This is a genomic window from [Ruminococcus] torques ATCC 27756, assembly GCF_000153925.1.
In the GTDB taxonomy this organism is placed as follows: domain Bacteria; phylum Bacillota; class Clostridia; order Lachnospirales; family Lachnospiraceae; genus Mediterraneibacter; species Mediterraneibacter torques.
This window is the reverse complement of record NZ_DS264356.1, coordinates 2,713-28,856: the sequence shown is the minus strand read 5'-3', so window position 1 is coordinate 28,856 and position 26,144 is coordinate 2,713. Positions and strand designations below refer to the sequence as shown.

General features: G+C 41.5%; 19 protein-coding genes and 1 tRNA gene. 16 read left to right on the top strand and 4 right to left on the bottom strand.

Going from position 1 to position 26,144, the window contains the following annotated elements:
* Positions 1 to 93: 93 nt before the first annotated feature.
* The gene (locus tag RUMTOR_RS06570; protein ID WP_004846399.1) at positions 94 to 4,350 is read right to left on the bottom strand and encodes a 2-hydroxyacyl-CoA dehydratase; all 4,257 of its coding nucleotides are present in this window, start codon (positions 4,348 to 4,350) and stop codon (positions 94 to 96) included.
* A gap of 330 nt (positions 4,351 to 4,680) precedes the next feature.
* On the opposite strand from RUMTOR_RS06570, the gene RUMTOR_RS06565 reads away from it, so the two are divergent.
* From RUMTOR_RS06565 to RUMTOR_RS06535, 6 genes are all read left to right on the top strand, one after another.
* Entirely contained in the window at positions 4,681 to 5,526 is an 846-nt protein-coding gene (locus RUMTOR_RS06565) for a hypothetical protein (protein WP_004846398.1), read from the top strand.
* 72 nt (positions 5,527 to 5,598) lie between these two features.
* Complete coding sequence (gene pyk, locus RUMTOR_RS06560) at positions 5,599 to 7,035, top strand: pyruvate kinase (protein ID WP_004846397.1); 1,437 nt, start codon at positions 5,599 to 5,601, stop codon at positions 7,033 to 7,035.
* A 59-nt stretch (positions 7,036 to 7,094) separates the two neighbouring features.
* Positions 7,095 to 8,369 (top strand): diaminopimelate decarboxylase, encoded by a 1,275-nt coding sequence (locus RUMTOR_RS06555; RefSeq protein WP_004846396.1) that lies wholly within the window; start codon positions 7,095 to 7,097, stop codon positions 8,367 to 8,369.
* A gap of 409 nt (positions 8,370 to 8,778) precedes the next feature.
* Positions 8,779 to 8,861, top strand: a tRNA-Leu gene (locus RUMTOR_RS06545).
* Positions 8,862 to 9,122: 261 nt separating this feature from the next.
* Complete coding sequence (locus RUMTOR_RS13630; RefSeq protein WP_004846395.1) at positions 9,123 to 10,985, top strand: glucosaminidase domain-containing protein; 1,863 nt, start codon at positions 9,123 to 9,125, stop codon at positions 10,983 to 10,985.
* Between the two features lie 560 nt (positions 10,986 to 11,545).
* Positions 11,546 to 11,983, top strand: a complete 438-nt coding sequence (locus RUMTOR_RS06535; RefSeq protein WP_242647688.1) for a reverse transcriptase family protein — start codon at positions 11,546 to 11,548, stop codon at positions 11,981 to 11,983.
* Between the two features lie 161 nt (positions 11,984 to 12,144).
* Here the strand turns inward: RUMTOR_RS06535 and RUMTOR_RS06530 are convergent, their stop codons facing one another.
* Positions 12,145 to 12,759, bottom strand: coding sequence for an HAD family hydrolase (locus RUMTOR_RS06530; protein WP_009242581.1), 615 nt, complete (start codon positions 12,757 to 12,759; stop codon positions 12,145 to 12,147).
* 119 nt (positions 12,760 to 12,878) lie between these two features.
* On the opposite strand from RUMTOR_RS06530, the gene polA reads away from it, so the two are divergent.
* The 6 genes from polA (at position 12,879) to RUMTOR_RS06500 (ending at position 19,546) form a co-directional block, all read left to right on the top strand.
* Positions 12,879 to 15,494 carry a DNA polymerase I gene (gene polA, locus RUMTOR_RS06525; RefSeq protein ID WP_004846391.1) on the top strand — a complete coding sequence of 872 codons (2,616 nt, stop codon included), beginning with the start codon at positions 12,879 to 12,881 and terminating at the stop codon, positions 15,492 to 15,494.
* A 39-nt stretch (positions 15,495 to 15,533) separates the two neighbouring features.
* On the top strand, positions 15,534 to 16,118 hold the full coding sequence (coaE, locus tag RUMTOR_RS06520; protein ID WP_004846390.1) for a dephospho-CoA kinase: 585 nt from the start codon (positions 15,534 to 15,536) through the stop codon (positions 16,116 to 16,118).
* Positions 16,115 to 16,912, top strand: coding sequence for an MBL fold metallo-hydrolase (locus tag RUMTOR_RS06515; protein WP_004846389.1), 798 nt, complete (start codon positions 16,115 to 16,117; stop codon positions 16,910 to 16,912). Before coaE ends, RUMTOR_RS06515 begins: the two co-directional genes overlap by 4 nt.
* Before the next feature lie 17 nt (positions 16,913 to 16,929).
* On the top strand, positions 16,930 to 17,202 hold the full coding sequence (locus tag RUMTOR_RS06510) for an ACT domain-containing protein (protein ID WP_004846388.1): 273 nt from the start codon (positions 16,930 to 16,932) through the stop codon (positions 17,200 to 17,202).
* 44 nt (positions 17,203 to 17,246) lie between these two features.
* Positions 17,247 to 18,611: a PFL family protein gene (locus RUMTOR_RS06505; RefSeq protein WP_004846387.1), complete on the top strand. Its 1,365-nt coding sequence runs from the start codon at positions 17,247 to 17,249 to the stop codon at positions 18,609 to 18,611.
* A gap of 71 nt (positions 18,612 to 18,682) precedes the next feature.
* Positions 18,683 to 19,546: a DegV family protein gene (locus RUMTOR_RS06500; protein WP_004846386.1), complete on the top strand. Its 864-nt coding sequence runs from the start codon at positions 18,683 to 18,685 to the stop codon at positions 19,544 to 19,546.
* A gap of 114 nt (positions 19,547 to 19,660) precedes the next feature.
* On the opposite strand, the gene RUMTOR_RS06495 is transcribed toward RUMTOR_RS06500, so the two are convergent.
* Positions 19,661 to 20,986, bottom strand: a complete 1,326-nt coding sequence (locus RUMTOR_RS06495; protein WP_004846385.1) for a sodium-dependent transporter — start codon at positions 20,984 to 20,986, stop codon at positions 19,661 to 19,663.
* Positions 20,987 to 21,439: 453 nt separating this feature from the next.
* Between RUMTOR_RS06495 and infC the strand changes: the two genes are divergently transcribed.
* The 4 genes from infC (at position 21,440) to RUMTOR_RS06475 (ending at position 24,602) form a co-directional block, all read left to right on the top strand.
* On the top strand, positions 21,440 to 21,934 hold the full coding sequence (gene infC / locus RUMTOR_RS06490) for a translation initiation factor IF-3 (RefSeq protein WP_004846383.1): 495 nt from the start codon (positions 21,440 to 21,442) through the stop codon (positions 21,932 to 21,934).
* Positions 21,935 to 21,992: 58 nt separating this feature from the next.
* Positions 21,993 to 22,190 (top strand): 50S ribosomal protein L35, encoded by a 198-nt coding sequence (rpmI, locus tag RUMTOR_RS06485; protein ID WP_004846382.1) that lies wholly within the window; start codon positions 21,993 to 21,995, stop codon positions 22,188 to 22,190.
* Positions 22,191 to 22,274: 84 nt separating this feature from the next.
* Positions 22,275 to 22,631 (top strand): 50S ribosomal protein L20, encoded by a 357-nt coding sequence (gene rplT / locus RUMTOR_RS06480; protein ID WP_004846381.1) that lies wholly within the window; start codon positions 22,275 to 22,277, stop codon positions 22,629 to 22,631.
* Positions 22,632 to 23,219: 588 nt separating this feature from the next.
* Entirely contained in the window at positions 23,220 to 24,602 is a 1,383-nt protein-coding gene (locus RUMTOR_RS06475; RefSeq protein ID WP_004846379.1) for a TrpB-like pyridoxal phosphate-dependent enzyme, read from the top strand.
* A 201-nt stretch (positions 24,603 to 24,803) separates the two neighbouring features.
* Here RUMTOR_RS06475 and RUMTOR_RS06470 read toward each other — a convergent pair.
* Positions 24,804 to 26,144: ISNCY family transposase (locus RUMTOR_RS06470; RefSeq protein ID WP_004846378.1), on the bottom strand; the 1,341-nt coding region annotated here is incomplete at its 5' end.

Here is a 26,144-nt window from a genome sequence, read left to right as displayed (position 1 = left end):
GAGGAACAGATGATTTTTTAATAAAACGGCAGAGATGCGGGCGGTAAAACGATTTCCTACATCTCTGCCGTTTTTCGAGCTCTGTAATATTGTTTACATTGACTGATTTTCTTTTTCCATATTTTTAAAGGCAGTGGAAAGCATCAGTTTAATTCGGTTTAATTGGTTCACTTCGCTTGCGCCGGGATCGAAATCAATGGCGACAATATTTGACTGCGGATGGAGCCGGCGAAGTTCTTTGATCACACCTTTTCCTACGACATGGTTTGGAAGACAGGCAAACGGCTGCGCGCAGATAATATTTTGAGCGCCGTTTTCAATCAGTTCAAGCATTTCTCCGGTCAGAAACCATCCTTCTCCTGTCTGATTCCCAAGCGATACGATATCAGATGCCATTTCTGCTAAATGTTCGATTTTTGCAGGAGGTGAAAAATGTTTGCTTTCTGCGAAGGCTTTTGTGGCAGGAGACCGAAACCATTCAACCGCCTGAACACCGAGACGTCCTGCAAGTGCTTTTGACTTCTTCATCCCGAGATGAGAGACTTTGAAGTTTTGGTTATAAAAACAATATTGCAAAAAGTCTGCAAGATCAGGAACAACAGCTTCTGCGCCTTCTGCCTCTAGCAGTTCAACAAGATGATTATTGGCTGCCGGCAGAAATTTCACAAGTATTTCCCCGACAATTCCGACGCGGGGTTTTTTGATATCCAATATTTCGATCGAATCAAAGTCGTGAATAATGTCCCGGCAAAGCTTTTTGAATTTGTGCCGGGAAGGATATCCTTTTGAAACAAAGTCTTTGCAGATCTTTGCCCATTTGCGATGAATCTGATCAGTTGTTCCGGGAACGGCTTCGTATGGCCGCATATGATAGACACATTTCATAAAAATATCTCCGAAGAGAGCGCCGTATACGATACGCATGATAAGGGACGGGGTCAGTTTAAATCCCGGATTTCCTTCCAGGCCGCTTAAATTCAGTGAGATGACAGGAACGTGTCCAAAGCCTGCTTTTTTCAGGGCGCGCCGTATAAATCCGATATAATTGGAAGCGCGGCATCCTCCTCCTGTTTGAGTAATGATAACTGCCACTTTGTCAAGATCGTATTTTCCGGAAAGAAGTGCTTCCATAATCTGTCCAACAACGATGAGAGAAGGGTAGCAGGCATCGTTATTTACATATTTCAGGCCTACATCAACTGCCTGTTTGTTGTCGTTAGGGAGAATCTCAAACCGATATCCGGATCCTCTAAAGGCAGCTTCGAGCATTTCAAAATGAATCGGAGACATCTGCGGACAAAGAATAGTATGTGTCGCCTTCATTTCCTTTGTAAAAGGAACTTTTTCGATTGCTGCAGAGCGGATAGTGCGCTCTGTCTTTTTTTGTTCTCTGACGCGGATAGCAGCCAGCAGAGAGCGTACACGGATACGAGCCGCCCCTAGATTATTAACTTCGTCGATCTTTAAAGTTGTATAAATTTTACCTGAATTTGTTAAGATGTCGGCAACTTGATCTGTAGTAACAGCATCAAGACCGCATCCGAAAGAGTTCAGTTGGATTAAATCAAGGTTTTCTGTTGTTTTTACATAATTTGCCGCGGCATACAAGCGAGAGTGGTACATCCACTGATCCATAACATTAAGAGGCCGTTCAACGGGATGAAGATGGGATACAGAATCTTCAGTCAGTACGGCAATATTATAGGAAAGGATCATTTCCGGAAGTCCATGATTGACTTCCGGGTCGATATGGTACGGTCTTCCGGCAAGGACGATTCCTCTGTTTCCGGTTTCGTTCAAAAACCGGATCGTTTCTTCCCCTTTGCGTCTCATATCTTCCCGGCAGGAAGCAAGTTCTGTCCATGCATCGTGTACTGCGGAATAAATCTCGTTTTTTGACAGTGAGAATTTTGATCCCAGTTCTTCAAATAACCGATAAGCAATGGTTTCTTCGTTTTTAAAAGAAAGAAACGGATGGATGAAGTCGACTTCGTTTTCGATGATCGGATCGATATTGTTTTTTATATTTTCCGGATAAGATGTAACGATCGGACAGTTGTAGTGGTTGTTGGAATCTTCAAATTCATTCCTTTCATATGGAACAGACGGATAGAAAATGTGTTCGATTCCGTTGTTGATCAGCCATTGAATATGTCCGTGAGCCAGTTTTGCCGGATAACATTCGGATTCACTTGGAATGGATTCGATACCGAGTTCGTAAATTTTTCTCGTAGAAGCAGGAGAGAGTACGACACGGAATCCGAGTTTGGTGAAAAATGTAAACCAGAATGGATAATTTTCGTACATGTTAAGTACACGGGGAATTCCGATTATTCCTCGCGTGGCATCTTCTTCGGAAAGAGGTTCATAATCAAAATACCGATGAAATTTATAGTCAAACAAGTTTGGCAGCGTATTTGTATTTTTTTCTTTTCCGAGACCTCGTTCACATCGGTTTCCGGTTATAAATTTTCGGCCGCCGCTGAAGTGATTGATCGTAAGACGACAAGTGTTTGTACATCCGCGGCATTTTGTCATAGTAGTTGAATATTCAAGGGAACGGATGTCTTCAATAGAAAGCATAGTTGTTCCTTTACATTCTCCGTAACGTTCTCTGGCAATCAATGCAGCGCCGAATGCGCCCATGATTCCGGCGATATCGGGACGGATTGCTTCGCAGTCTGCGATTTTTTCAAAGCTTCTAAGGACGGCATTGTTGTAAAATGTTCCGCCTTGAACAACAATATGTTTCCCGAGTTCGGAAGCGTCTGATACTTTGATGACTTTGAAAAGTGCGTTTTTTATGACGGAGTAAGCAAGTCCGGCAGAGATGTCCGCTACGGAAGCGCCTTCTTTTTGAGCTTGCTTTACTTTAGAGTTCATAAAAACAGTACAGCGTGTCCCTAAATCAATCGGATTTTGAGCATAAAGAGCTTCATGGGCAAAATCTTCTACCGTGTAATTTAAAGACTTTGCGAATGTTTCAATGAAAGAACCGCATCCGGAAGAACATGCTTCGTTAAGCTGCACACTATCAACTGTTTGATTTTTGATTTTGATGCATTTCATGTCCTGACCGCCGATATCGAGGATACAGTCTACATCAGGTTCAAAAAACGCGGCTGCATAATAATGGGCAACGGTTTCCACTTCGCCTTCATCTAGCATAAGGGCAGACTTGATCAGCGCTTCTCCGTATCCGGTAGAGCAGGAGTGGACGATTTCAACGTCTTCGGGAAGCTGGCGGTAAATATCCTTGATCGCGGAAATTGTTGTTCCGAGAGGATCTCCGTCATTATTGTGGTAAAAAGAGTAAAGGAGTGTTCCGTCTTCTCCGACAAGAGCAGCTTTTGTTGTTGTAGATCCCGCATCAATTCCTAAAAAAGCTTTGCCTGTATAAGTTGCCAGATCTTTGATCGGAACTTGGTGTTTGCTATGACGGGAAATGAATTTATCATAGTCTGCAGATGTTTCAAATAATGGATCAAGACGCTCTACTTCAAAGTCTAATTGAATTTTATTTTCAAGGCGTTTCTGAAGCTCGCAAAGAGCTGTCGGCGTATCCTTTTTTGAATTTAAAGCAGATCCGATCGCGGCGAACAAGTGTGAGTGGTGCGGAGCGATAATGTGTTCGTCATCTAATTTTAAAGTACGGATAAAGGTTTCGCGTAGTTCTGATAAAAAGTGAAGAGGTCCGCCGAGAAATGCAACATGTCCGCGAATTGGTTTTCCACATGCAAGTCCGCTGATTGTCTGGTTTACGACAGCCTGAAAAATAGAAGCGGCAAGATCTTCTTTGGACGCTCCTTCATTGATGAGAGGCTGAATGTCGGATTTGGCAAATACACCGCAGCGAGCCGCGATGGAGTATAGCGCTTTATAGTTCTTTGCATATTCGTTCAATCCCGAAGCGTCTGTCTGAAGAAGGGAAGCCATTTGGTCAATAAAAGAACCTGTGCCCCCTGCACAGACTCCGTTCATACGCTGTTCTACATTTCCACCTTCAAAATAGATGATTTTCGCATCCTCACCTCCGAGCTCAATCGCCACATCAGTCTGCGGTGCATAGTCTTGCAGAGCTGTTGATACGGCAATGACCTCCTGTACAAAAGGAACTCCCAGATGTTTTGCGAGAGTAAGACCTCCGCTTCCTGTAATGACAGGAGAAACCTGAATTGAACCGAGTTTGTAAAGTGCCCGTCCGAGCAAGTCGGATAATGTTTCCTGAATGTTTGCAAAATGACGTTCGTAGTCTGAAAAAAGGACTTCGTTTTCACTGTCTAAAATTGCAATTTTGACTGTGGTAGAACCGATATCAATACCGAGAGTATGTAATTTGTTTAAGTTCATTGCATTATCTCCAAACTTTAAAAAAATAATGATTTTTCGAAATATTACTATAATGAAAAGAGAACTCTGAAAAAGAAAAGAGTTCCTACCTATTAAATGTATAATACTATTATACGACGTTTTCCATTATACGACATCATTTTTGGAAATACAATCGTGATTATTATGCGGGTTTTCGCTAATAATGTCGATTTATATAGCTATTTTACATAAAGATTGTGTTAAACGTGTGAAAAGAAACAACATATGTTTGACAAACAGATATGTGAAAGTTACAATTAGATAAAATGTTAAAAGGTGAGGTAATGATTGTTGAGCTGGTTTGACAAAATGGAAAAAAAGGTTGGGCGTTATGCCATAAGTAATTTGACTTTGTACTTGCTTATTGCATATGGAATCGGTTATATGACCAGATTTCTTATGCCGGAACTTCTTCAGTGGCTGACACTGGAACCGGGATTAATACTGAAAGGGCAGATTTGGAGAATTGTTTCGTGGATTTTTGTAGCTCCGGCTGAGAAACCGATTTATTTTCTGCTTATGGTCTGGCTGTATTATTCTTTGGGAACGACTCTCGAACGTACGTGGGGAACATTTCGGTATAATGTATATATTATTTCGGGAATGTTGTTTACTGTGATCGGGGCATTTGTGCTGTACGGGGTGTTGTGCGCGACATATGATGCTGCTTTTATAGGCGGTCAGACGCTGCTCTTAACAGGAAGCGGATTATTTAGTGTTTCTTATATCTATATGTCGATCTTTTTGGCATTCGCGGTAACTTATCCGGATATGGAAGTGTTATTGTATTTTATTATTCCGATCAAAATGAAATGGATGGGGCTTGTATACGGGGTGATGATCTTGTATGGAATTATTTCAGGCAGCATGGTAACGAGAATCGCGATCATTGCATCGATTTTAAACTTTATTATATTCTTTTTATCAACGCGCAATTTGAGCAGGTATTCACCGAAAGAACGGGCCCGCAAGGCAAAGTTCAAACAGCAGTCGGCGCCTCATATGACATATGCCAACGGAGCAAGACATCGCTGTGCGGTATGCGGACGGACGGAACTGGATGATCCGTGTCTTGAATTTCGGTTTTGCTCAAAATGTAACGGTAATTATGAATATTGCCAGGATCATTTATTTACCCATGAGCATGTAAAATAGCAGTTTGTAAATTGCTTATGCGGGTGTTGAGAAAACTTATATCAGATAGATTATAAAGGAGAGAATTGATTGATGAAAAAGACAAAAGTAGTTTGTACAATGGGACCGAACACGAATGACAGGGAACTGCTGAAAAAGTTGATTGAAAACGGAATGGATGTTGCCCGCTTCAATTTTTCGCACGGAGATCATGAAGAACAAAAAAGCAGAATGGATCTGCTGAAAGAACTGCGTCAGGAATTGAATACAAACACTGCAATTCTTCTTGATACAAAGGGACCGGAGATCCGTACGGGAGTATTGAAAGGCGGAAAAAGAATAATGCTCAAGGCCGGAGAGCAGTTTACTCTGACAACAGAGGAGATCGAAGGGGATGAATCAAAAGTTTCGATCACTTACGAAGGTCTTGTGCAGGATGTTGATGCCGGTAGAGTGATTCTTATTGATGACGGATTGATTGAATTAAAAGTTGTTGGAAAAAGTGAAAAGGAAATTTTCTGCGAAGTCATAAACGGAGGAGAACTCGGTGAGAGAAAGGGAGTAAATGTGCCGAATGTAGCGGTTAGACTTCCGGCAATCACAGAAAAAGATAAGGATGATATCCGTTTTGGAGTAGAGCAGGGAATTGATTTTATCGCTGCATCTTTTGTGAGAAATGCAGAATGTGTACTTGAAATAAAAGCATACCTTAAAGAACTCGGTGCGCCATATGTTCCGATTATTGCAAAAGTAGAGAATGCAGAAGGAATTAAAAATATTGATGAAATTATCCGTGCTGCAGACGGGGTTATGGTTGCGAGAGGAGATCTTGGAGTAGAAATTCCGGCAGAAGAAGTTCCGTATCTTCAGAAAATGATTATTCAGAAATGTAATATGAACTTTAAAACAGTTATTACGGCAACCCAGATGCTGGACTCTATGATGCGTAATCCGCGTCCGACAAGAGCGGAAGTTACAGATGTTGCCAATGCTGTATATGACGGAACAGATGCGGTAATGCTGTCAGGAGAGACGGCGCAGGGGAAATATCCTCTGGAAGCGCTTCAGATGATGGTTCATATTATTCAGAATACAGAACAGCATCTCGATTATGAAGGAATGTTGGAAAAAACAGGAGGACATTTAAAAAGCGGTGTATCAAGCGCAATCGGATATTCATCTGTGCTGGCAGCATCAAATCTGAATGCCAAATGCATTATTACACCTTCTGTATCGGGAGCAACGGCAAGAGTTGTATCCAATCTGCGTCCGCGTCAGGTGATTTTAGGTGTGACTCCGAATGAGAGAACATTGCGCAGAATGTCGATTTACTGGGGAGTAAAACCGATTAAATCACAGGCGTTTAATACGACGGATGACATTTGCGACGGCGCGATTGAGCTGGCAAAAGTGAAGCAGTTTGTAGAAACAGGAGAGATTGTCGTAATCACAGCGGGAATTCCTTCGCCGAATGTAAAAAAAGAGAGAAGCGCCACAAGTAATATGATGAGAATTGCAACTGTGGAATAATATGTAAAAGCAAAAAATAGGAATCAGGCTGAAGATAAAAATATGAGGAGTGAGAGAAGATGGATAAAAGACCGTTTGTGACAAAAGAGAAGGTCGAGAAAATAACAAAAATATATCCGACTCCGTTTCATCTTTATGATGAAAAAGGAATCAGAGAAAATGTAAAAGCGCTTAAAGAGGCGTTTTCATGGAACAAGGGTTACAAAGAATACTTTGCGGTAAAAGCTACGCCAAACCCGTTTTTGATCGATATTTTGAAAGAGTATGGCTGCGGCTGCGACTGCTCTTCCTATACAGAACTTATGATGTCGGAAGCTCTTGAAATTACGGGAGAAGACATTATGTTTTCTTCGAACGATACTCCGGCGGAAGAATTTATTTATGCAGATAAGCTTGGGGCTATCATAAATCTTGACGATATTACGCATATTGATTTTTTGGAGCAGGCAATCGGTCATGTTCCGGAGACAATAAGCTGCCGGTTTAATCCCGGAGGATTATTTAAAATCAGTAACGATATTATGGATAATCCGGGAGATGCAAAATACGGTATGACACCGGAACAGATTTTGGAAGCATATAAAATATTAAAAAGTAAAGGCGCGAAAGAGTTTGGTCTTCATGCATTTCTGGCAAGCAATACTGTTACGAATGATTATTATCCGATGCTTGCAAAAGTTTTATTTGAACAAGCTGTAAAACTTTCAAAAGAGGCGGGAGTTCATATTAAGTTTATTAATCTCTCAGGTGGAATCGGGATTCCGTATAAACCGGATCAAGAACCGAACGATATATATGCGATCGGAGAGGGAGTTCGGAAAGTGTATGAAGAAGTTCTTGTTCCGGCAGGAATGGGAGATGTTGCTATTTATACAGAGTTAGGACGCTATATGATGGGACCGTATGGCTGTCTTGTGACAAAAGCGATCCACGAGAAAAATACTTATAAAAACTATATCGGTGTGGATGCATGTGCGGTAAATCTTATGCGTCCGGCAATGTATGGAGCGTATCACCATATTACCGTACTTGGAAAAGAGGATGAACCGTGTGATCATAAATATGATGTGACAGGTTCGCTTTGTGAGAATAACGATAAGTTCGCTGTTGACAGGATGCTTCCTCTGATTGAGCGGGGAGATTATCTTGTGATTCATGATACAGGGGCACATGGATTTGCAATGGGTTACAATTATAATGGTAAATTAAAATCAGCCGAACTTCTTCTTAAAGAGAACGGAGAAGTAAAACTTATCAGAAGGGCAGAAACTCCTGCTGATTACTTTTCAACATTTGATTGTTTTGAAATTGGAAAGAAACTTATGAATGTATAATTTTTTAGAATATATTTTATTATTAACGGAAATAGTTTTAAATAAAAGAATTGTTTAGACTTTCTTTTTAAATAGTGGAAAGGGGAAATTATGAAAAAATTACTTATTATGATGTGTGTATTATTTATTATTAATTTAGTAGCTATCATAATTCCTTTATGGAGTTCGGAGAACACAATGATTATTTTATATCGCATGGCTATATTTTGTAACCTTGCAGTATTTGTGCCTTCAATAACTTTAATATATAGAGAGAAAGGGAAAACTCAATAAGAAAATTGTGATATTTTATTTCCGTATGGCATACTCTTTTAAAATGTTTAAAATAATTTGTAAAACAGTAAAAAAAGCTTGCAATATAAAAAAACAAGTGATATAATAATTCTTGGCTTCAAAAAGAAGCCATTATGCGGATGTGGCGGAATGGCAGACGCACAAGACTCAAAATCTTGCGTAGGTGACTACGTGTGGGTTCAAGTCCCACCATCCGCATTAAAAAAGGATTCTGTATGACGGTGTTATACAGAATCCTTTTTGTCATATGGGAAATTTTATTTTCGTACGAGGTTACTTGGAATTTGTTTTGTTAAAAGCTTGAAAATCGGACTGAATAGTGATAATACTCATTGTATACTTGTATACAATATTAAAAAGTAATGCTTGCCAATGATGGAATAAAATGTTATGGTAGTTATGTATCAGTGTAGATTAGTATAAATAATTAATAGCAGGGTTAAGGAGGGCCATACACAAGTGATAAAGAAAAAGAAACTACTGATATGCGCACTTTTGATGTCGATGGTAGTAAGTTTTATGCCGGGCATGGAAAGTAATGCTGCAGAGCTATCGGGGGAGGATCAGGTCACAGCGACACTTCAGGATGAAAATAGTCAGCGTCTTGAGGAGACAACGGCTATGGATGAAGATGGAGCAATTTATGAAATTCATGAGGAAAAAGGTATTGTTGCGGAAGGAACGCCATCACAAAATGCAATGTTTTTGGCAAAAACATCCGGGCAGAGTAAAGTAGTCAATTTTAATACAAAAGGCAGCGCTGTAACTTCTTTTACATATGGCGGCGGAAGCGGATATACAAACGGAGCTTATGGTGCAGACGCGGCATATTTAGGTATGACTGATGATGGGAAAGTTCGATTTATGCTGTCAGGAGTGACAGGAACGGTAAATGCTTCAGAAGTTCAGGTTGTGGAGTATGCGGCGGTTTCGGATCATGTAAGTTATTATGCGGTATCCGGTGGAAAACTGATCCATTATATTTCACAAGATTTAAATAAACTTCCGGTTTCTTTTATAAATAACGGAACAGCACCTTCTTATTTAAATGAAGGTGTAAAGTATTACAGCTATGATGGACATTATTTTTATACCGATTATGCAGTGATGCTTTCGGATTATCAAAATAATACAAACGGTCAAAACGCAGTGAATGCAGGGAATGCGTTTTATAACTTTTTCCAGTTTAAAAACATGAGAGAAGCTACAAAATACAGTGGCGAGGAATTGAACGTAATGCTCCAATCGGCAATGAGCGCTGCAGGAGTTGACACAGCTTCTTCAAAATTATCGGGAACAGGACTTTCATTTGTAAAATACCAAAATGTTTATAGTGTTAATGCGCTTCTCTCTATGGGAATAGCAATTAATGAAAGCGGTTGGGGGACAAGTTGGATCTGCCGGAATAAAAATAATATTTTTGGCTTGAATGCGGTGGACAGCGCTCCCGGAATAAGCGCCGATACATATGCGAGCATTGATGATTGTATTCGCAGTTTTATGAAAGAGTGGATGGATGAAGGTTATTTAGACAGCTCGGATTGGAGAAACCATGGAACTTATCTTGGGGATAAGAGCAGCGGAATTAATGTAAGTTATGCATCGGACCCTTACTGGGGAGAAAAGGCGGCTGCCCATGCATGGAATCTGGATTTTATAGGTGGAAATAAAGATTGTCAGATTCAGGAAGAAACGCCAAATGTACCGAACGAACCTGAGACAGACGTACCTGAAACACCGGATGTACCGAGTGAACCTGAAACAAACGTACCGGAAACGCCGGATGTACCGAGTGAACCTGAAATAAATGCACCGGAAACGCCGGATGTACCAAGCGAACCTGAAACGCCGGATGTACCAAGCGAACCTGAAACAAATGCACCGGAAACACCGAATGTACCGGGTGAACCTGAAACAAATGCACCGGAAACGCCGAATGTACCGGGTGAACCTGAAACAGATGTACCGGAAACGCCGGATGTACCTGACGTGCCGAGTCAACCTGAGACAGATGCATCAGAAATACCGGATGCAAACAGAATTGAAACGCCGGGAACGGGAAATGTGCAAAACAGCGGGAATGCAGGAACGGAAACGACACCGGGCGGAACTTCTGTATCAGGAAGTCAGACAGGGACAAAAGAAGAAACAACAGTAGAAACAACAGTAGAAACAACTCCTACGGTAAATCCAGTCAGCGCAACGGTTCCATCTCCTAAAACAGGGGATGAAGGGCAGTTGGCAGTGTGGATTGTTCTTCTTGGAGTATCGCTGACAGCGGGTGTAGTTGTTATCGGAAAGAAAAAGTCCTTATATAGATAAATAGATAAGTATAAAATAATAAAAGCGAAAAGTGAATGAGTGCACTTTTCGCTTTTTGGTTTGCGCGCCATGGGCGCGCTCTAACGGGTGTAAGTCCCGAACACGCCCAGATAGTGGGAAGTGTATAGCTGAACAGCAAGTCCATCGTGAGGTGGAATCTGAAGAAAGTTGTAAGCAAATCTCTGGTCCGACGGACAGAAATCACATATAAGGCTAGGCTGTGAGAGATAAGTTGGCCAAAAGCAACGAAGTCTAATAACTATCACTTTTGTAGCAGCAGAGTAGATGTGGCGGATATATGGAGAGAAAGAGCGTGAACCTTAAGCAGGAGGTCTCACAGAGGTCTCATCAGCCTAGTAACAACGAACTGTGAGAAGTCAGCCGAGCCCATAGCAGTGAAGAAGTTTTTGTAATGGAAACGGAGCAAAGGGGCGAACAATCAATAAGTTTGAGTATGTTTCGTATTGCAGAAATGACAGCATCTGTCGTAACCAATCGGGGAAAGGGTGGTCAAATCAAGCGAGGCGGAAAGGAAAGAACACATGGACACAAGTAGTCTAATGGAGCAGATACTTTCTGGTGATAACCTCAATAAAACATATCTGCAAGTCGTACGAAACAAAGGTGCAGAGGGAGTGGACGGAATGAAGTACACAGAACTTCAAGAACATCTTGAAAAGAACGGAGAAAACATCAAGGACCAGTTGAGGTCAAGAAAATATAAACCTCAGCCGGTACGGAGAGTGGAGATCCCAAAGCCGGAGGGTGGCGTCAGAAACCTGGGAGTACCAACAGTAACAGACAGATTTATACAACAAGCTATAGCGCAGGTATTAACACCAATCTATGAGGAACAATTCAGACCAAGCGGACTGAAATACCTTGGGTTTGGATTCTGCTTTGACACAAGAGCACACCAGTTTAAGGCTAAGTCACATGCAAAATCAGTTGTGAAGTTTAAGAGAAGAATGAAAGTACTTACTTGTCGAAGAGACTAACTGCATTTGGATTAGTCTCAATGTTAGATTACTACACCGAAAGGTGTGTTACTTGTTAAGTTGATTGAACCGCCGTGTACCGGATGGTACGCACGGTGGTGTGAGAGGTCGGGGATTTATTAAAATCCCCTCCTACTCGATTTATGAAAAATATTTGGTAATTACAAATTAAGCAGATCGGAAAATTTGTGAATGGTCATTTTTGCATCAGGAACATTTCCGAATCCGTATTCGGCAAAAATAAACGGAATACCTGCAGCGTGGCAGGCGTCTGCATCGCCTTGTGTATCTCCGACATAAACAGGAGATGACAGGTGATTTCGATCGATCAGCATGCGAAGCGTTTGTCCTTTAGAAACGCCCGTTTCTCCGAAACAAAGATGATCTTTTATGAAATGTTCGATACCGATTGCCTGCATTGTTGCTTCGATATATCCGCATTGACAGTTGCTGACAATAAAAAGAGGGTATTTTTTAGAAAGCTTTTCAATAGTGTCAGCGACTCCTTCATAAATGATTCCGGGATGATTTTTTAAATAATTGTTTTCGAGCTCACAGCAGGCGGAAAGCAGAGAATCTTTTTCCGTTTCGGAAAGTGAGGGGAAAAGAATATCTCCGATGTCGGTCATTGTTTTCCCGAAAACACTTCCGAGAATTTCCCTGTCAAGTGTAATGTCGAGGGAAGAGAACTTTTTGATTGCCAAATTCCATGCGGCGGCAACAGAATCGGCAGAATCCCATAGTGTGCCGTCTACGTCAAAAATTATGCTGTCCATGTATATAATTCCTTTCATTTGTATGATCATATGATAACCATAGCATAAAATCAACCTTTTAAAAAGAGGCTTTTTAGTGTATACTTGAGTATGATTGTGAAACGGAGGTAATTGCTGCCATGCGAAAGAAAATCGTATTGATAGATGGACATAGTATTTTGAATCGTGCATTTTATGGAGTTCCCGATCTGACAACTCCGGAAGGTCTGCATACGAATGCTGTGTACGGGTTTTTGAATATTATGTTTAAAATATTAGATGAGGAGAAACCGGAGTATCTGACTGTTACATTTGATGTTCATGCGCCGACATTTCGTCATGAGATGTTTTCGGAGTATAAAGGAACGAGAAAACCGATGGCAGAAGAACTTCGTCAGCAAGTTCCCGTAATTAAAGAAGTGCTTGAAGCAATGAATATTTCTACAATAGAAAAAGCGGGGCTTGAAGCGGATGATCTGTTGGGAACGCTTTCACGCATGTGCGAAGAAAGCGGAATGGATGTATCGATCATATCAGGAGACAGAGATACGCTGCAGCTTGCCACTGAACATGTGAAGATTCGGATTCCGAAGACGAAGCAGGGAAAAACAGAGATTGAGAATTATTATGCTGCAGATGTTGTTGAACGATATAAAGTAACGCCGAGAGAATTTATCGATGTGAAAGCTTTGATGGGGGATTCGGCGGATAATATTCCGGGAGTTCCGGGGATCGGCGAAAAAACAGCAACAAAAATTATTATGGAGTATCAAACGATTGAAAATGCGTATGCACACGCGTCGGAATTAAAGCCGCCCCGGGCAAGTAAGAATATTCAGGAGTTTTGGGAACAGGCAAAAATGAGTAAAGTGCTTGCGACGATTGAAACACATGCGGATTTTGAGTTTGATATTGAAAAAGCGCATTATGAAAATCCTTATACGGAAGAAGCGTACAAAATTTTTGAGCGGCTTCGTTTTAAAAATATGCTTGGACGTTTTTCTATAGAAACGAAAGAAAATAAAATAGAAAAGATATTTCGAGAAGTTACGGAAAAAGAAGAAATAGAACGTATTTTTGCGATGGCGGAGAAAGCACAATGTGTCGGGGTAGCATTGTCAAAAGATGAAGGAAACGTACTCCCTCTTTTTGCACATCCTTCGGGATTCGGGAGAATTGCCATAGCTTGGAGTGAGAAAGATGTTGTTACGATTCCATGTGATCTTTCTACGGATATGGAATTTTTATTTGCAAAGTTGTCGCATGTTGCGGAAAAAGTGAGCTGTTTCTCAGTATGTGGTTTGAAAGAAATTCTTCCGTATATCAAAAATGTAAAGCAAAGCAGCGCGTTTGATGTGATCGTGGCAGCTTATCTGTTAAATCCTCTAAAAAGCGATTATACGTATGAAGATGTGGCAGAACAGTATCTTGGGATTGCAGGCGGGATACAGGCTGAACTTAATGTGAAGTGTTGTTATGAGGCCTACACGGCGTTTGCGGCGGCATCGGTTCTTGATAATAAATTAAAAGAAGCTGAAATGGATCGTCTTTTTTATGAGATTGAAATGCCTTTGGTTTTTACATTGTACGAGATGGAATCGGCAGGTGTGAAAGTAGAGGCTGAAGCTTTGAAATTGTACGGAGATCAGTTGGGAGAGCAGATCATACAACTTGAGCATCAGATTTATGAGATGGCGGGGGAAGAGTTTAATATTAATTCCCCGAAACAGCTTGGAGTTATTTTATTTGAAAAACTAAATATGCCACATGCGAAAAAGACAAAAACCGGATACTCTACAGCGGCAGATGTGTTGGAAAAACTGGCAGAAGAATATCCGATCGTAAGCAAAATATTAGAATATCGTCAGCTGGCAAAACTGAAATCAACTTATGCGGACGGTCTGGCGGTTTTTATCGGCGATGACGGCAGAATACACGGAAAGTTCAATCAAACGGTAACTGCGACAGGAAGATTGAGCAGTACAGAACCGAATTTACAAAATATTCCGGTGCGGATGGAACTTGGTCGGATGATCAGGAAAGTGTTTGTGCCAAAAGAAGACTGTGTTTTTGTCGATGCCGATTATTCGCAGATAGAACTTCGTGTTTTGGCTCATTGTTCGGGCGACGAGCAGTTGATCAAAGCATATCGGGAAGCGACTGATATTCATCGGATGACGGCGTCGCAAGTATTTCACACTCCGTTTGATGAAGTGACAGATTTGCAAAGAAGAAATGCAAAAGCCGTTAATTTCGGAATTGTGTACGGTATCAGTTCCTTTGGATTAAGTATGGATTTGAGTATTACAAGAAAAGAAGCGGCAGAATACATTGAGCATTATTTCGAGACTTATCCGGGAGTGAAAAAGTTTCTTGACGATTCGGTAGAAAATGCAAAAGAAAAAGGATATGCAGTTACGTTGTTCGGCAGAAGGAGACCTGTGCCGGAATTAAAATCGAGCAATTTTATGCAAAGGAATTTCGGAGAGAGAGTTGCGATGAATGCTCCGATACAAGGAACCGCAGCAGATATCATGAAAATTGCGATGATCGATGTCCATAAAGAACTTAAGAAAAGAAATATGAAATCGCGTATGATTTTGCAGGTCCATGATGAATTGCTTATTGAGGCAGAGTGTTCGGAAGTAGATGAAGTGAAAGAAATTTTAAGAGATAAGATGGAAAACGCCGTGAAATTGTCTGTTCCGCTAATTGTTGATATGCATACCGGGAAAAATTGGTATGAGGCAAAATAGACGATTTGTCGGGAAGCAGTATAAAGGATAGAAAATAGAATGAAAGTTTTAGGAATCACCGGCGGAGTTGGGTCGGGAAAGAGCGAAGTATTGGATTATTTGGAAAGCAGATATGGAGCTTATGTTTGTCAGATGGATGAAGTGGCAAAGCGATTGGAAAAAAGAGGAGAAATATGTTTCCGGAAAATCGTGGACAGGTTCGGAGAAGCGGTCGTCGGAACTGACGGGGAATTAGATCGTAAAAAACTTGGCGAAATTGTGTTTTCCGATGAAGGAAAACGGAAGATCCTGAATGAAATTGTTCATCCGCCGGTGTTGGATTATGTGAAGAAAGATATAGAAAAGCGAAAGAAGGAAGGGCGGAAGCTGTACGTGTTGGAATCGGCTCTTCTGGCAGAAGCAGGGCAGGAATTGTGCGATAAAATCTGGTATATTTATACAGAAGAAAATGTTCGGAGAATCCGCCTGGAACGATCAAGAGGGTATACTCAGGAAAAGATCACACAAATGATGGCATCTCAGCTTTCGGTGGAGCAATTTCGTGAAAATTGTACGGATGTAATTGATAACAGCGGAGATTTTAAAGAGACAAAAAGACAAATAGGAGCGAAGATACAATTATGAGAATGTGCAGCATTGCAAGTGGGAGCAGCGGCAACTGTATCTATGTCGGAAGCGATGATACGCATTTATTGGTAGATACGGGAATCAGCAAGAAAAGAATAGAAGAAGGGTTGAAAACATTAGAATTAAAAGGCGAAGATTTAGATGGGATCTTAATTACTCATGAACACTCGGATCATATTCAAGGATTAGGAGTATTCAGCAGAAAATATGAGATTCCGATCTATGCTACGCCGGGAACGATCATGGGGATCAAAAGTTATTCCGGTTTGGGGAAAATGCCGGAAGGACTATATCGCGAGATCCGTGCGGATGAACCTTTTGAACTGGGAGATATGACTGTAAAACCGTTTGCGATTTCACATGATGCAAATGAACCTTCGGGATATCGATTGGAGCAGGGAGGAAAATCAGTTGCGGTTGCAACGGATCTTGGAAAATACGACAGCTATACAGTCGAATGTCTGAGAAATCTTGATGCAGTTCTCCTTGAGGCAAACCATGACATTCATATGTTGGAAGTCGGAGGATATCCGTACTACTTGAAACAGAGGATTCTCGGTGACAGGGGACATTTATCAAATGAATTGTCAGGTCGTCTGCTTTGTGATATACTACATGATAATCTGAAACATATCGTGCTCGGGCATTTGAGCAAGGAAAATAATTACGCAAAACTTGCATATGAGACGGTCAAATTAGAAGTTACGCTGGCAGATAACGAGTACAAAGGCGACGATCTGGATATGTTCGTAGCGAACAGAGATACCGTTTCGGATATTATTACGGTTTGATCAAGGAGGAAAATAAAATGAAAAAATGTATTGTTACAGTACTTGGCAAGGATACAGTGGGCATTGTTGCAAAAGTATGTACATATCTTGCGGAGAATAAAATTAATGTTTTGGATATTTCACAGACCATTATTCAAGGATATTTTAATATGATGGTAATTGTTGATGTGACAGAACTTCCAAAAGATTTTACTCAGATGTGCGACGAGATGGAGAAACTCGGTGATGAGATCGGTGTCAGCATCCGTTGTCAGAGAGAAGATATTTTTGAAAAAATGCACAGATTATAAGAGAAGAGTTCATAAGACGACACAGGATAGAGAGGATAAACAATATGATCAATATGTATGAAGTTTCCGAAACTAATGAAATGATCGAGCATGAGAATCTGGATGTAAGAACGATTACGCTCGGCATCAGTCTTCTCGATTGTATTGATTCGGATCTGGAAGAGCTCAACCGTAAAATATACGATAAGATTACCGAGACGGCAAAAGATCTTGTATCTGTAGGTCGTGATATAGAAAAAGAATTCGGGATTCCGATTGTGAATAAACGAATTTCCGTTACTCCGATTGCTTTGGTCGGTGGTGCTGCATGTAAGAGTCCGGAAGATTTTGTGACGATCGCAAAAACGCTGGATAGAGCAGCAGATAAAGTAGGGGTCAATTTTATCGGTGGTTATTCGGCTCTGGTATCCAAGGGAATGACGAAAAGTGATGAGAATCTGATTCGTTCGATCCCTCAGGCGCTGGCGCAGACAGAAAGGATCTGCAGTTCCGTAAACGTAGGTTCTACAAAGACCGGGATCAATATGGATGCGGTACGCCTGTGCGGCGAGATTGTAAAAGCAACAGCAGAAGAGACGAAAGAAAGAGATTCTCTCGGGTGTGCAAAACTTGTTATTTTCTGTAACGCTCCGGATGATAACCCGTTTATGGCAGGTGCGTTCCTCGGAGTGACAGAGTCGGATGCGGTGATTAATGTCGGTGTCAGCGGCCCCGGTGTTGTGAAGAAAGCATTGGAAAAAGTTCGCGGAAAAGGATTTGAAGAGTTGTGTGAGACGATTAAAAAGACAGCGTTTAAAGTTACCCGTGTCGGACAGCTCGTGGCAGGAGAGGCGTCTCAAAGGTTAGGCATTCCGTTTGGCATTGTGGATCTTTCGCTTGCGCCGACTCCGGCAATCGGAGACAGCGTTGCGGAAATTTTGGAAGAAATCGGCTTGGAAAGAGTCGGGGCACCGGGAACAACGGCTGCTCTTGCGATGCTTAATGATCAAGTGAAAAAAGGCGGAGTTATGGCATCTTCTTATGTAGGAGGTTTGAGCGGCGCATTTATTCCGGTTAGTGAAGATCAGGGCATGATCGACGCAGTTCACGCCGGTTCACTTACATTGGAAAAATTAGAAGCTATGACATGTGTCTGTTCGGTAGGACTGGACATGATCGCCATTCCGGGGCATACAAGCGCAGCTACACTTTCCGGAATTATAGCAGATGAGATGGCGATCGGTATGGTAAACCAGAAAACAACGGCGGTTCGCCTTATTCCGGTAATCGGAAAAGATGTAGGAGATACCGCGGAATTCGGAGGACTTCTCGGATACGCTCCGATCATGCCGGTAAACGAATTCAGATGCGATGCATTTGTGAGCAGAAAAGGAAGGATCCCGGCTCCGATTCACAGCTTTAAAAATTAAACGGAAAAACAAGACAGAAGGAAATAAATGGTCTGAGATAGTCAGGTTTAAAGTGATAAAGGGAGAATGATATGAGTAAGATTGCGGTCGTAACAGACAGTAATAGTGGTATTACACAGGAAAGAGCGAAAGAATTAGGGATTTATGTACTTCCGATGCCTTTTTTTATTGATGGTGAGTTATATCTTGAAGACATCACACTGACACAGGAACAGTTTTATGAGAAGCTCAGAGCGGATTCGGATATATCTACTTCCCAGCCTTCCCCGGGAAATGTGATGGAACTGTGGGAAAGTGTGTTGAAAGAATATGATGAGATCGTATGTATTCCTATGTCAAGCGGACTTAGCAGTACATGCGAGACGGCAATGTCTATTGCGAGGGAATATAAAGGGAAAGTTTATGTTGTGGACAACCAGAGAATCTCGGTTACACAAGAACAATCTGTATATGATGCAATGTATTTGCGCGATAAAGGGATGTGCGCGGAAGAGATTAAAAATATTCTCGAAAAAGAGAAGCTGCAGGCAAGTATTTATATCACAGTTGATACGTTGAAGTATTTGAAAAAAGGAGGAAGAATCACTCCGGCGGCTGCGGCGATCGGAACTGTATTGAATTTGAAGCCGGTTCTTCAGATTCAGGGTGAAAAATTAGATGCATTTGCAAAAGTCAGAGGGTGGAAAGCGGCAAAGAAAACGATGCTGAATGCAATCGAAAAAGATCTCAATGAGCGTTTTGCAGATGTGAAAGAAGATATTATACTTGGTATGGCATATACATGTTCAAAAGAAGAAGCGATGGAATGGAAGCAGGAGATCATGAATCGTTTTCCGGGATATGAGTTTTTGGAAGCTCCTCTGTCATTAAGTGTTTCCTGCCATATCGGTCCTGGAGCAATGGCGGTGACATGTATCAAAAAAGTGTCGAGATAATGTTTCATAAAAAATAAAATAGAAAGACAAAAACGCATCTGCAGGATCTGAATATCCGGCAGATGCGCTTTTATAAATATCAAATTTTGAAACAGGCGCTTTCGGCTCTTTCAATCAGCCGATACCGCCAAAGAAAATTCCGAGAATGTAGACAAGTACTGCAACACCGCAGAATACATATTTTGTCATTGGTTTGAACCATTTTCCGATCGTGCGCACGCGACCGAGCTGAGCGGCATTTCTTGCAAATTTATCTCCGCATATCCAGAACATTGTAATTCCGGCAAGCAGTGCTCCGAGAGGGATTACATAGATGGAGATACTGTCCATCCATGCGCTTAAGAGCCCGCCTTCTACGAAGATTCCAACAGCGGCAGTGATGACGCCGATAAAAGTGATCGCAGATCGACGAGACCAGCCGAGCCGTTTTTGAAGCGCTTCTACCGGACTTTCTAAAAGGTTCATTAAAGAAGTGATTCCGGCAAAAAGTACGGCGAGGAAGAAGATAATTGCAAAAACTCTTCCTAACGGAATATCACGTATAACAGCGGGAATTGTAATGAACAAAAGTCCCGGTCCGGAGTTCGGCGCCATGCCGAAAGAGAATACGGCCGGGATGATAACAAGACCGGCTAGTAATGCGGCTGCTGTGTCAAAAAAAGCAACGTATTTGGCACTGCTTACAACATCTACATCAGATTTTAAGTAACTTCCGTAAACAACAGTTCCGCTTCCGGCAAGGGAAAGGGAGAAAAATGCCTGCCCCATCGCGTATACCCACGTGCGGGGATTGACCATTTCCGACCAGTCGGGTTTGAATAAGTACGAATACCCGGGCGCTGAACCGTCGAGGAAAGCAACGCGGACTGCAAGGAATAAAAAGAGAACAAAAAAAGCAGGCATCATGATGCGGTTTACTTTTTCGATTCCCCGGGCAACTCCGAATGACATGCAGAGCAAGACAAGGAAAAGACCTAAAAGATGCCACGGAATGCTGCCAAAGTCGCGGGAAAGTTCTCCGAATATGGCAGAAGGATCTTCTTCACTGATAATTTTTCCTGTGATCGAGTCGGCAAAAAATTTCAAGATCCAGCCGATGATGACGTTGTAACCGATTGCGATTCCGAGCGATCCGATAACGGGGATCAGCCCGATGAATGTGCCAAGTTTTGACCCCTTCATTTCATAAGCCTTCTTAAATGCGCCAAGAGGTCCGGACTGCATCGCGCGTCCGAATGCCATTTCTCCGATCACTCCGGTAAATCCGATAAGGACAACGAAGATGATATAGGGGATGAGAAATGCGGCTCCGCCGAATTCACCTGCGCGGTAAGGGAAGAGCCATATATTTGCCATTCCTACAGAGCTTCCGATGCAGGAGATGACAAACCCCCATTTGTTGTTGAATTTGTCTTCAGTTGTAATTTGTTTTGATTTCATAGTGTTAAACTCTCTTTCCTTTTCTTCTTCCGTACAGATGTGCTTTTATATACGGAAGATTCAGCAAAACAATCTTGGGAGTGCGTGCTGATTATACTATCATATCATGATTTAAAAGAAGATAAAACAATAAACGATAAGTTTGTCATTTTTCATGTCGGTTCCATAATTTGCGGAAAGTTAAAGCGGAAAGTTAAGAAAAATAAAGATTGACAAAGGAAAGTATGTGTGTTAGTATAATCTTTGCGTGAAGCAAAAAACAAAGTAGAGTATCCACTCTCACCATAGCACAAGCGCGTGACTATGGTCTGATAACGAAGAACTTCCTTTCGGATTTTCCGAAATGGTTTTATTGATTGTCGGGTGGATATGATATTCACTCGTTTTTTTGTGTTTCGCATAGGAAACCTGAAGGAATTCATTTGACGGAGGTATACGACAATTAGCGATTTAATGATTAACGAGCAGATCAGAGACAGAGAGATTCGTCTGATCGGCGAGGATGGGGAACAGTTAGGTATCATGTCAGCCCGTGAGGCTATGAAAATCGCTCAGGAAGCGGAACTTGATCTCGTGAAGATCGCACCTGCGGCTAAACCGCCGGTCTGCAAGATTATTGATTACGGAAAGTATAAATACGAGCAGGCAAGAAAAGAAAAAGAGGCGAAGAAGAAGCAGAAAACGGTCGAGGTTAAAGAAGTACGTCTCTCACCGAACATTGATACAAATGACTTGAACACGAAGATAAACAATGCAAAGAAATTCATTTCCAAAGGCAATAAAGTGAAAGTGACACTTCGTTTCAGAGGAAGAGAGATGGCGCACGTTCAGCAAAGTAAGCATATCCTTGATGATTTTGCCGAGACACTGGCAGATGTTGCGGTAGTTGAAAAACCGGCAAAAATGGAAGGAAGAGCTATGAGCATGGTTTTAGCTGAGAAACGTTAAGAACCGATATGCCCGGAATGAGATCCAAAGAGGCAGCACAATAAAGGAGGAAATTATCATGCCAAAAATCAAAACAAACAGAGCAGCAGCAAAGCGCTTCAAAAAGACAGGTACAGGGAAACTGAAAAGAAATAAAGCTTATAAGAGCCATATCTTAACAAAAAAATCGACAAAGAGAAAAAGAAATCTCAGACAGTCGACAATTACAGATGCAACAAACGTAAAGAACATGAAGAAGGTATTACCATATCTGTAAGAAGAAGTCTGATCGTGCGTATGAGATGTTGTCGGACGATACAGTGATTACAGAATAATGGTCTTATTTAAGGAGGATTAAGAAATGGCAAGAATCAAAGGCGGAATGAACGCTAGGAAGAAACATAACAGAACATTGAAATTGGCAAAAGGATATAGAGGAGCTCGTTCTAAACAGTACAGAGTTGCAAAACAGTCTGTAATGAGAGCACTTACATCCGCATATGCAGGAAGAAAGCAGCGCAAACGTCAGATGAGACAGCTTTGGATTGCACGTATTAATGCAGCGGCAAGAATGAACGATCTGTCTTACAGCAAATTCATGCACGGATTAAAACTGGCAAACGTTGATATTAACAGAAAGATGCTTGCTGAGCTTGCAGTAAATGATAAAGAAGGTTTCGCAACACTTGCAGCTCTTGCAAAAGAAAAACTTGCATAATAAAAGTAAGAACAAAAAGACTCCCGAACAGTTATACTGATTGGGAGTCTTTCTTGTAAGTATATTTTGTTTTGATGAGTTTTTGAAAAGTTTTTGAAAAGATGAAAAGAAAAGTAAAAAAATATTGACATTTATATTTTAACGTGATAAAGTGGCTGTAAACCGATGAGGAAGAGCAAGTAATTCCGATAATCAGTTTCACAGAGAGCCGTAGATGGTGGAATGCGGTATACTGACTTGGGATGAATGGGCTTCTGAGGGCAAGCTGAACATTTGAAGTATAGAAGTAGGTGAGCCGGAGAGATAACTCCGTTATAAAAATGGGCATATGTTAGTATGCGTGAGTGGATGTGTTTTCACATCAAGCCGGGTGGCACCGCAGGAGTTTTGATATATAATTTAGAATTACGACTCTTGTCCCTGCAATAGTATCATTGTGTGGGACAGGAGTTTTTTATATTATTAAAGAAAGAATTTATGATGTAAAAGATATTTTGAGAATTGTCTGTAAAGGAATCATATCCGGGCAAGTTAAAGTTCCACAAAAATTCAGAGGTATATAAAGAAAATTTTGAAAGGAGAATAACAATGAGTGAGAAGAAGATCCCTTATAAAATTTATTTGGAAGAAAGTGAGATGCCGAAGACATGGTATAATGTCCGGGCAGATATGAAAAACAAGCCGGCGCCCCTTCTGAATCCGGAAACATTTAAGCCGATGACAGAAGAAGAATTAAGCGTTGTATTTTGCGAGGAATTAGTGAAGCAGGAATTGGATAATGAAAATCGTTATATAGAAATTCCGGAAAAAATACGTGACTTTTACAAGATGTATCGTCCGGCGCCGCTGATTCGTGCGTATTGTCTTGAGGAAAAATTACAGACACCTGCAAAAATTTATTATAAATTTGAAGGGAATAATACAAGTGGAAGCCATAAGCTGAATTCGGCGATCGCCCAGGCATATTATGCGAAAGACCAAGGCTTGAAAGGCGTGACAACGGAGACGGGAGCGGGACAGTGGGGAACTGCTCTGTCAATGGCATGTTCTTATCTTGATTTGGACTGTAAGGTGTATATGGTGAAATGTTCCTATGAACAGAAACCATTCCGAAGAGAAGTAATGCGTACTTATGGAGCGAGTGTTACTCCTTCACCGTCTGAAACAACAGAAGTGGGAAGAAAAATTTTGGCAGAGCATCCGGGAACTTCAGGAAGCCTTGGATGTGCCATTTCCGAGGCTGTGGAAGTGGCTACACATACGCCGGGATACCGCTATGTGCTTGGAAGTGTGTTGAATCAAGTTCTTCTTCATCAGTCAGTGATCGGGGTTGAGTCAAAGATTGCAATGGATAAGTATGGGATCAAGCCGGACATTATTATCGGATGTGCAGGCGGAGGATCCAACTTGGGAGGTCTTATCTCCCCGTTTATGGGAGAAAAATTAAGAGGAGAAGCCGATTACCAGTTTATTGCGGTGGAGCCTGCGTCCTGTCCTAGTTTGACAAGAGGCGTTTACGCATATGATTACTGCGATACAGGTATGGTTTGCCCGCTTTCTAAAATGTATACATTAGGCAGTGGATTTATTCCGTCTGCAAGTCATGCGGGAGGATTGAGATATCATGGTATGAGTTCTGTTTTATCGCAGCTTTACGAAGATGGATATATGGAAGCTCGTTCGGTAGAACAAACAGAGGTATTTAAAGCGGCAGAGAAGTTTGCGAGAGTAGAAGGCATTCTGCCGGCTCCTGAAAGCAGTCATGCGATTAAAGTTGCGATTGACGAAGCTCTTAAATGTAAAGAAACAGGGGAAGAAAAAACGATCTTCTTCGGACTGACAGGAACAGGATATTTTGATATGTATGCATATGAGAAATTCCATGACGGAAAGATGAGTGACTATATTCCATCTGATGAAGAGTTAAAAGAGGCTCTTGCAAAACTTCCGAAAGTGCCGGAAAACTTATAAATATAGTTTCAGCTCGGTGTTTGAAAATTGAAAAATGCAGATGTAAAAATCACTTTGAATTGTCAATGTGATTAAGGAGGCTTTTCACAAGATTTTTACATCTGATTAAAAAAAGTGTGTCAATAACTTATGAAAATGTCACTTTTTAATATAGAAATTTATTTGAAAAAATGTCACTTTCATAAAAGGGCTAATGCCCTTTTATGAAGCTGACTGCTGCTTCTCGAAAAATAGCTCATATAAAAATTTAAGTGACAGATTATAATCCTCCATCCACCAGATTGCTTTCCATTCATCACTGCTGTGACGCAGCTGAAGGTGTGGTTCTACTGTTTTTGACACTTTTTGGGGAACTTCTGTATTGGCATTTTTGTTCTGAGGTTTCAGATAACGGATGGTATTATAGATTCGTCCGCCGTACTCTACACGAATTCCAAAACGTGGGTTAATTAATACAGTGATCTCACGGCGGGCATTGATAATCGGAAATCCCTCATCTAGGATTTGAAAACACCGATTTTTAAACGAAAATGTCCCGGCTGCATCTGTTTTTCTCGTGTGCTTTACACAAAGGATGGAATCCAGATTCAAATCTTTTGCGGCAGAGACAAAAATAGACTCTGCTTCCGGCTCAACGGCAAACCTCTGATTGAAAAGTTCCCTGTACTCTGTTTCCAGAAAACGGTTTGCTTCTGACACAGTAGTAATCCCACGTTTTGCGAACTCAACAGGGAGCCTGCTCTGCAGTGTGACCCATAAACGTTCAATCCGCCCCTTTGCCTGAGGAGTCTTTGCGAAAATAAGGTCAATGCCCAATTCGTGCAGGGAACGTCCGAACTGGGTAAGATGGACAGTCTTGCCTGCGATTAGTTCATCAACAGTCAGCTTTCCGGTTTTAGGAGAACGGAAGATGGTATGGTTGTCAGAATAAACCGTCTGTGGGATGCCGAAATCAGAGCAGCATTGACGCATGGTTTCCAGATAACCGTAAAGGCATTCATTCTGTGTCAGGAAAAGTCCGACGACCTGCCCGGTAGCATCATCGATAGCACCATGAAGGGCGTATTTGATATTTCCCCCAAACCACTCGTAAGGCGTGGCATCGATCTGGATGAGCTGTCCGGGATGGGGCTTACGTTTGCGCCGATGTGTGCGGTGTCGGATTTTTTTCTTTTTAGGGCTTTCAAAACCAGCATTTTTTAGTATACTGGAAAGAGCAGAGTAGGAAAGTTGAATTCCGAAATCTGCAGAGAGTATATCTTTGAAATGGAGGAAGTTGGCATTAGAGAATTCTGGGCGGGAATAAATCTTAAGGACAGCTTCCTTCAATTCGTCAGAAACGGAGTGAACGGGTTTTCTACCGGTATTTTTATGAATGAGGGATTGAGCGCCAGAGGTAAGGACTCCTTTCTTTAAGCGTGTGATCTGGCGTGTGGAGAGACCCAAAAGTTCAGCAGCCTGTTGTCTGGAAATAGACTTGTCAATGAAACGGTTGATGACAGTCAGCGTTTTCAGTTGTTCTTGTGACAATGTAATTTTACC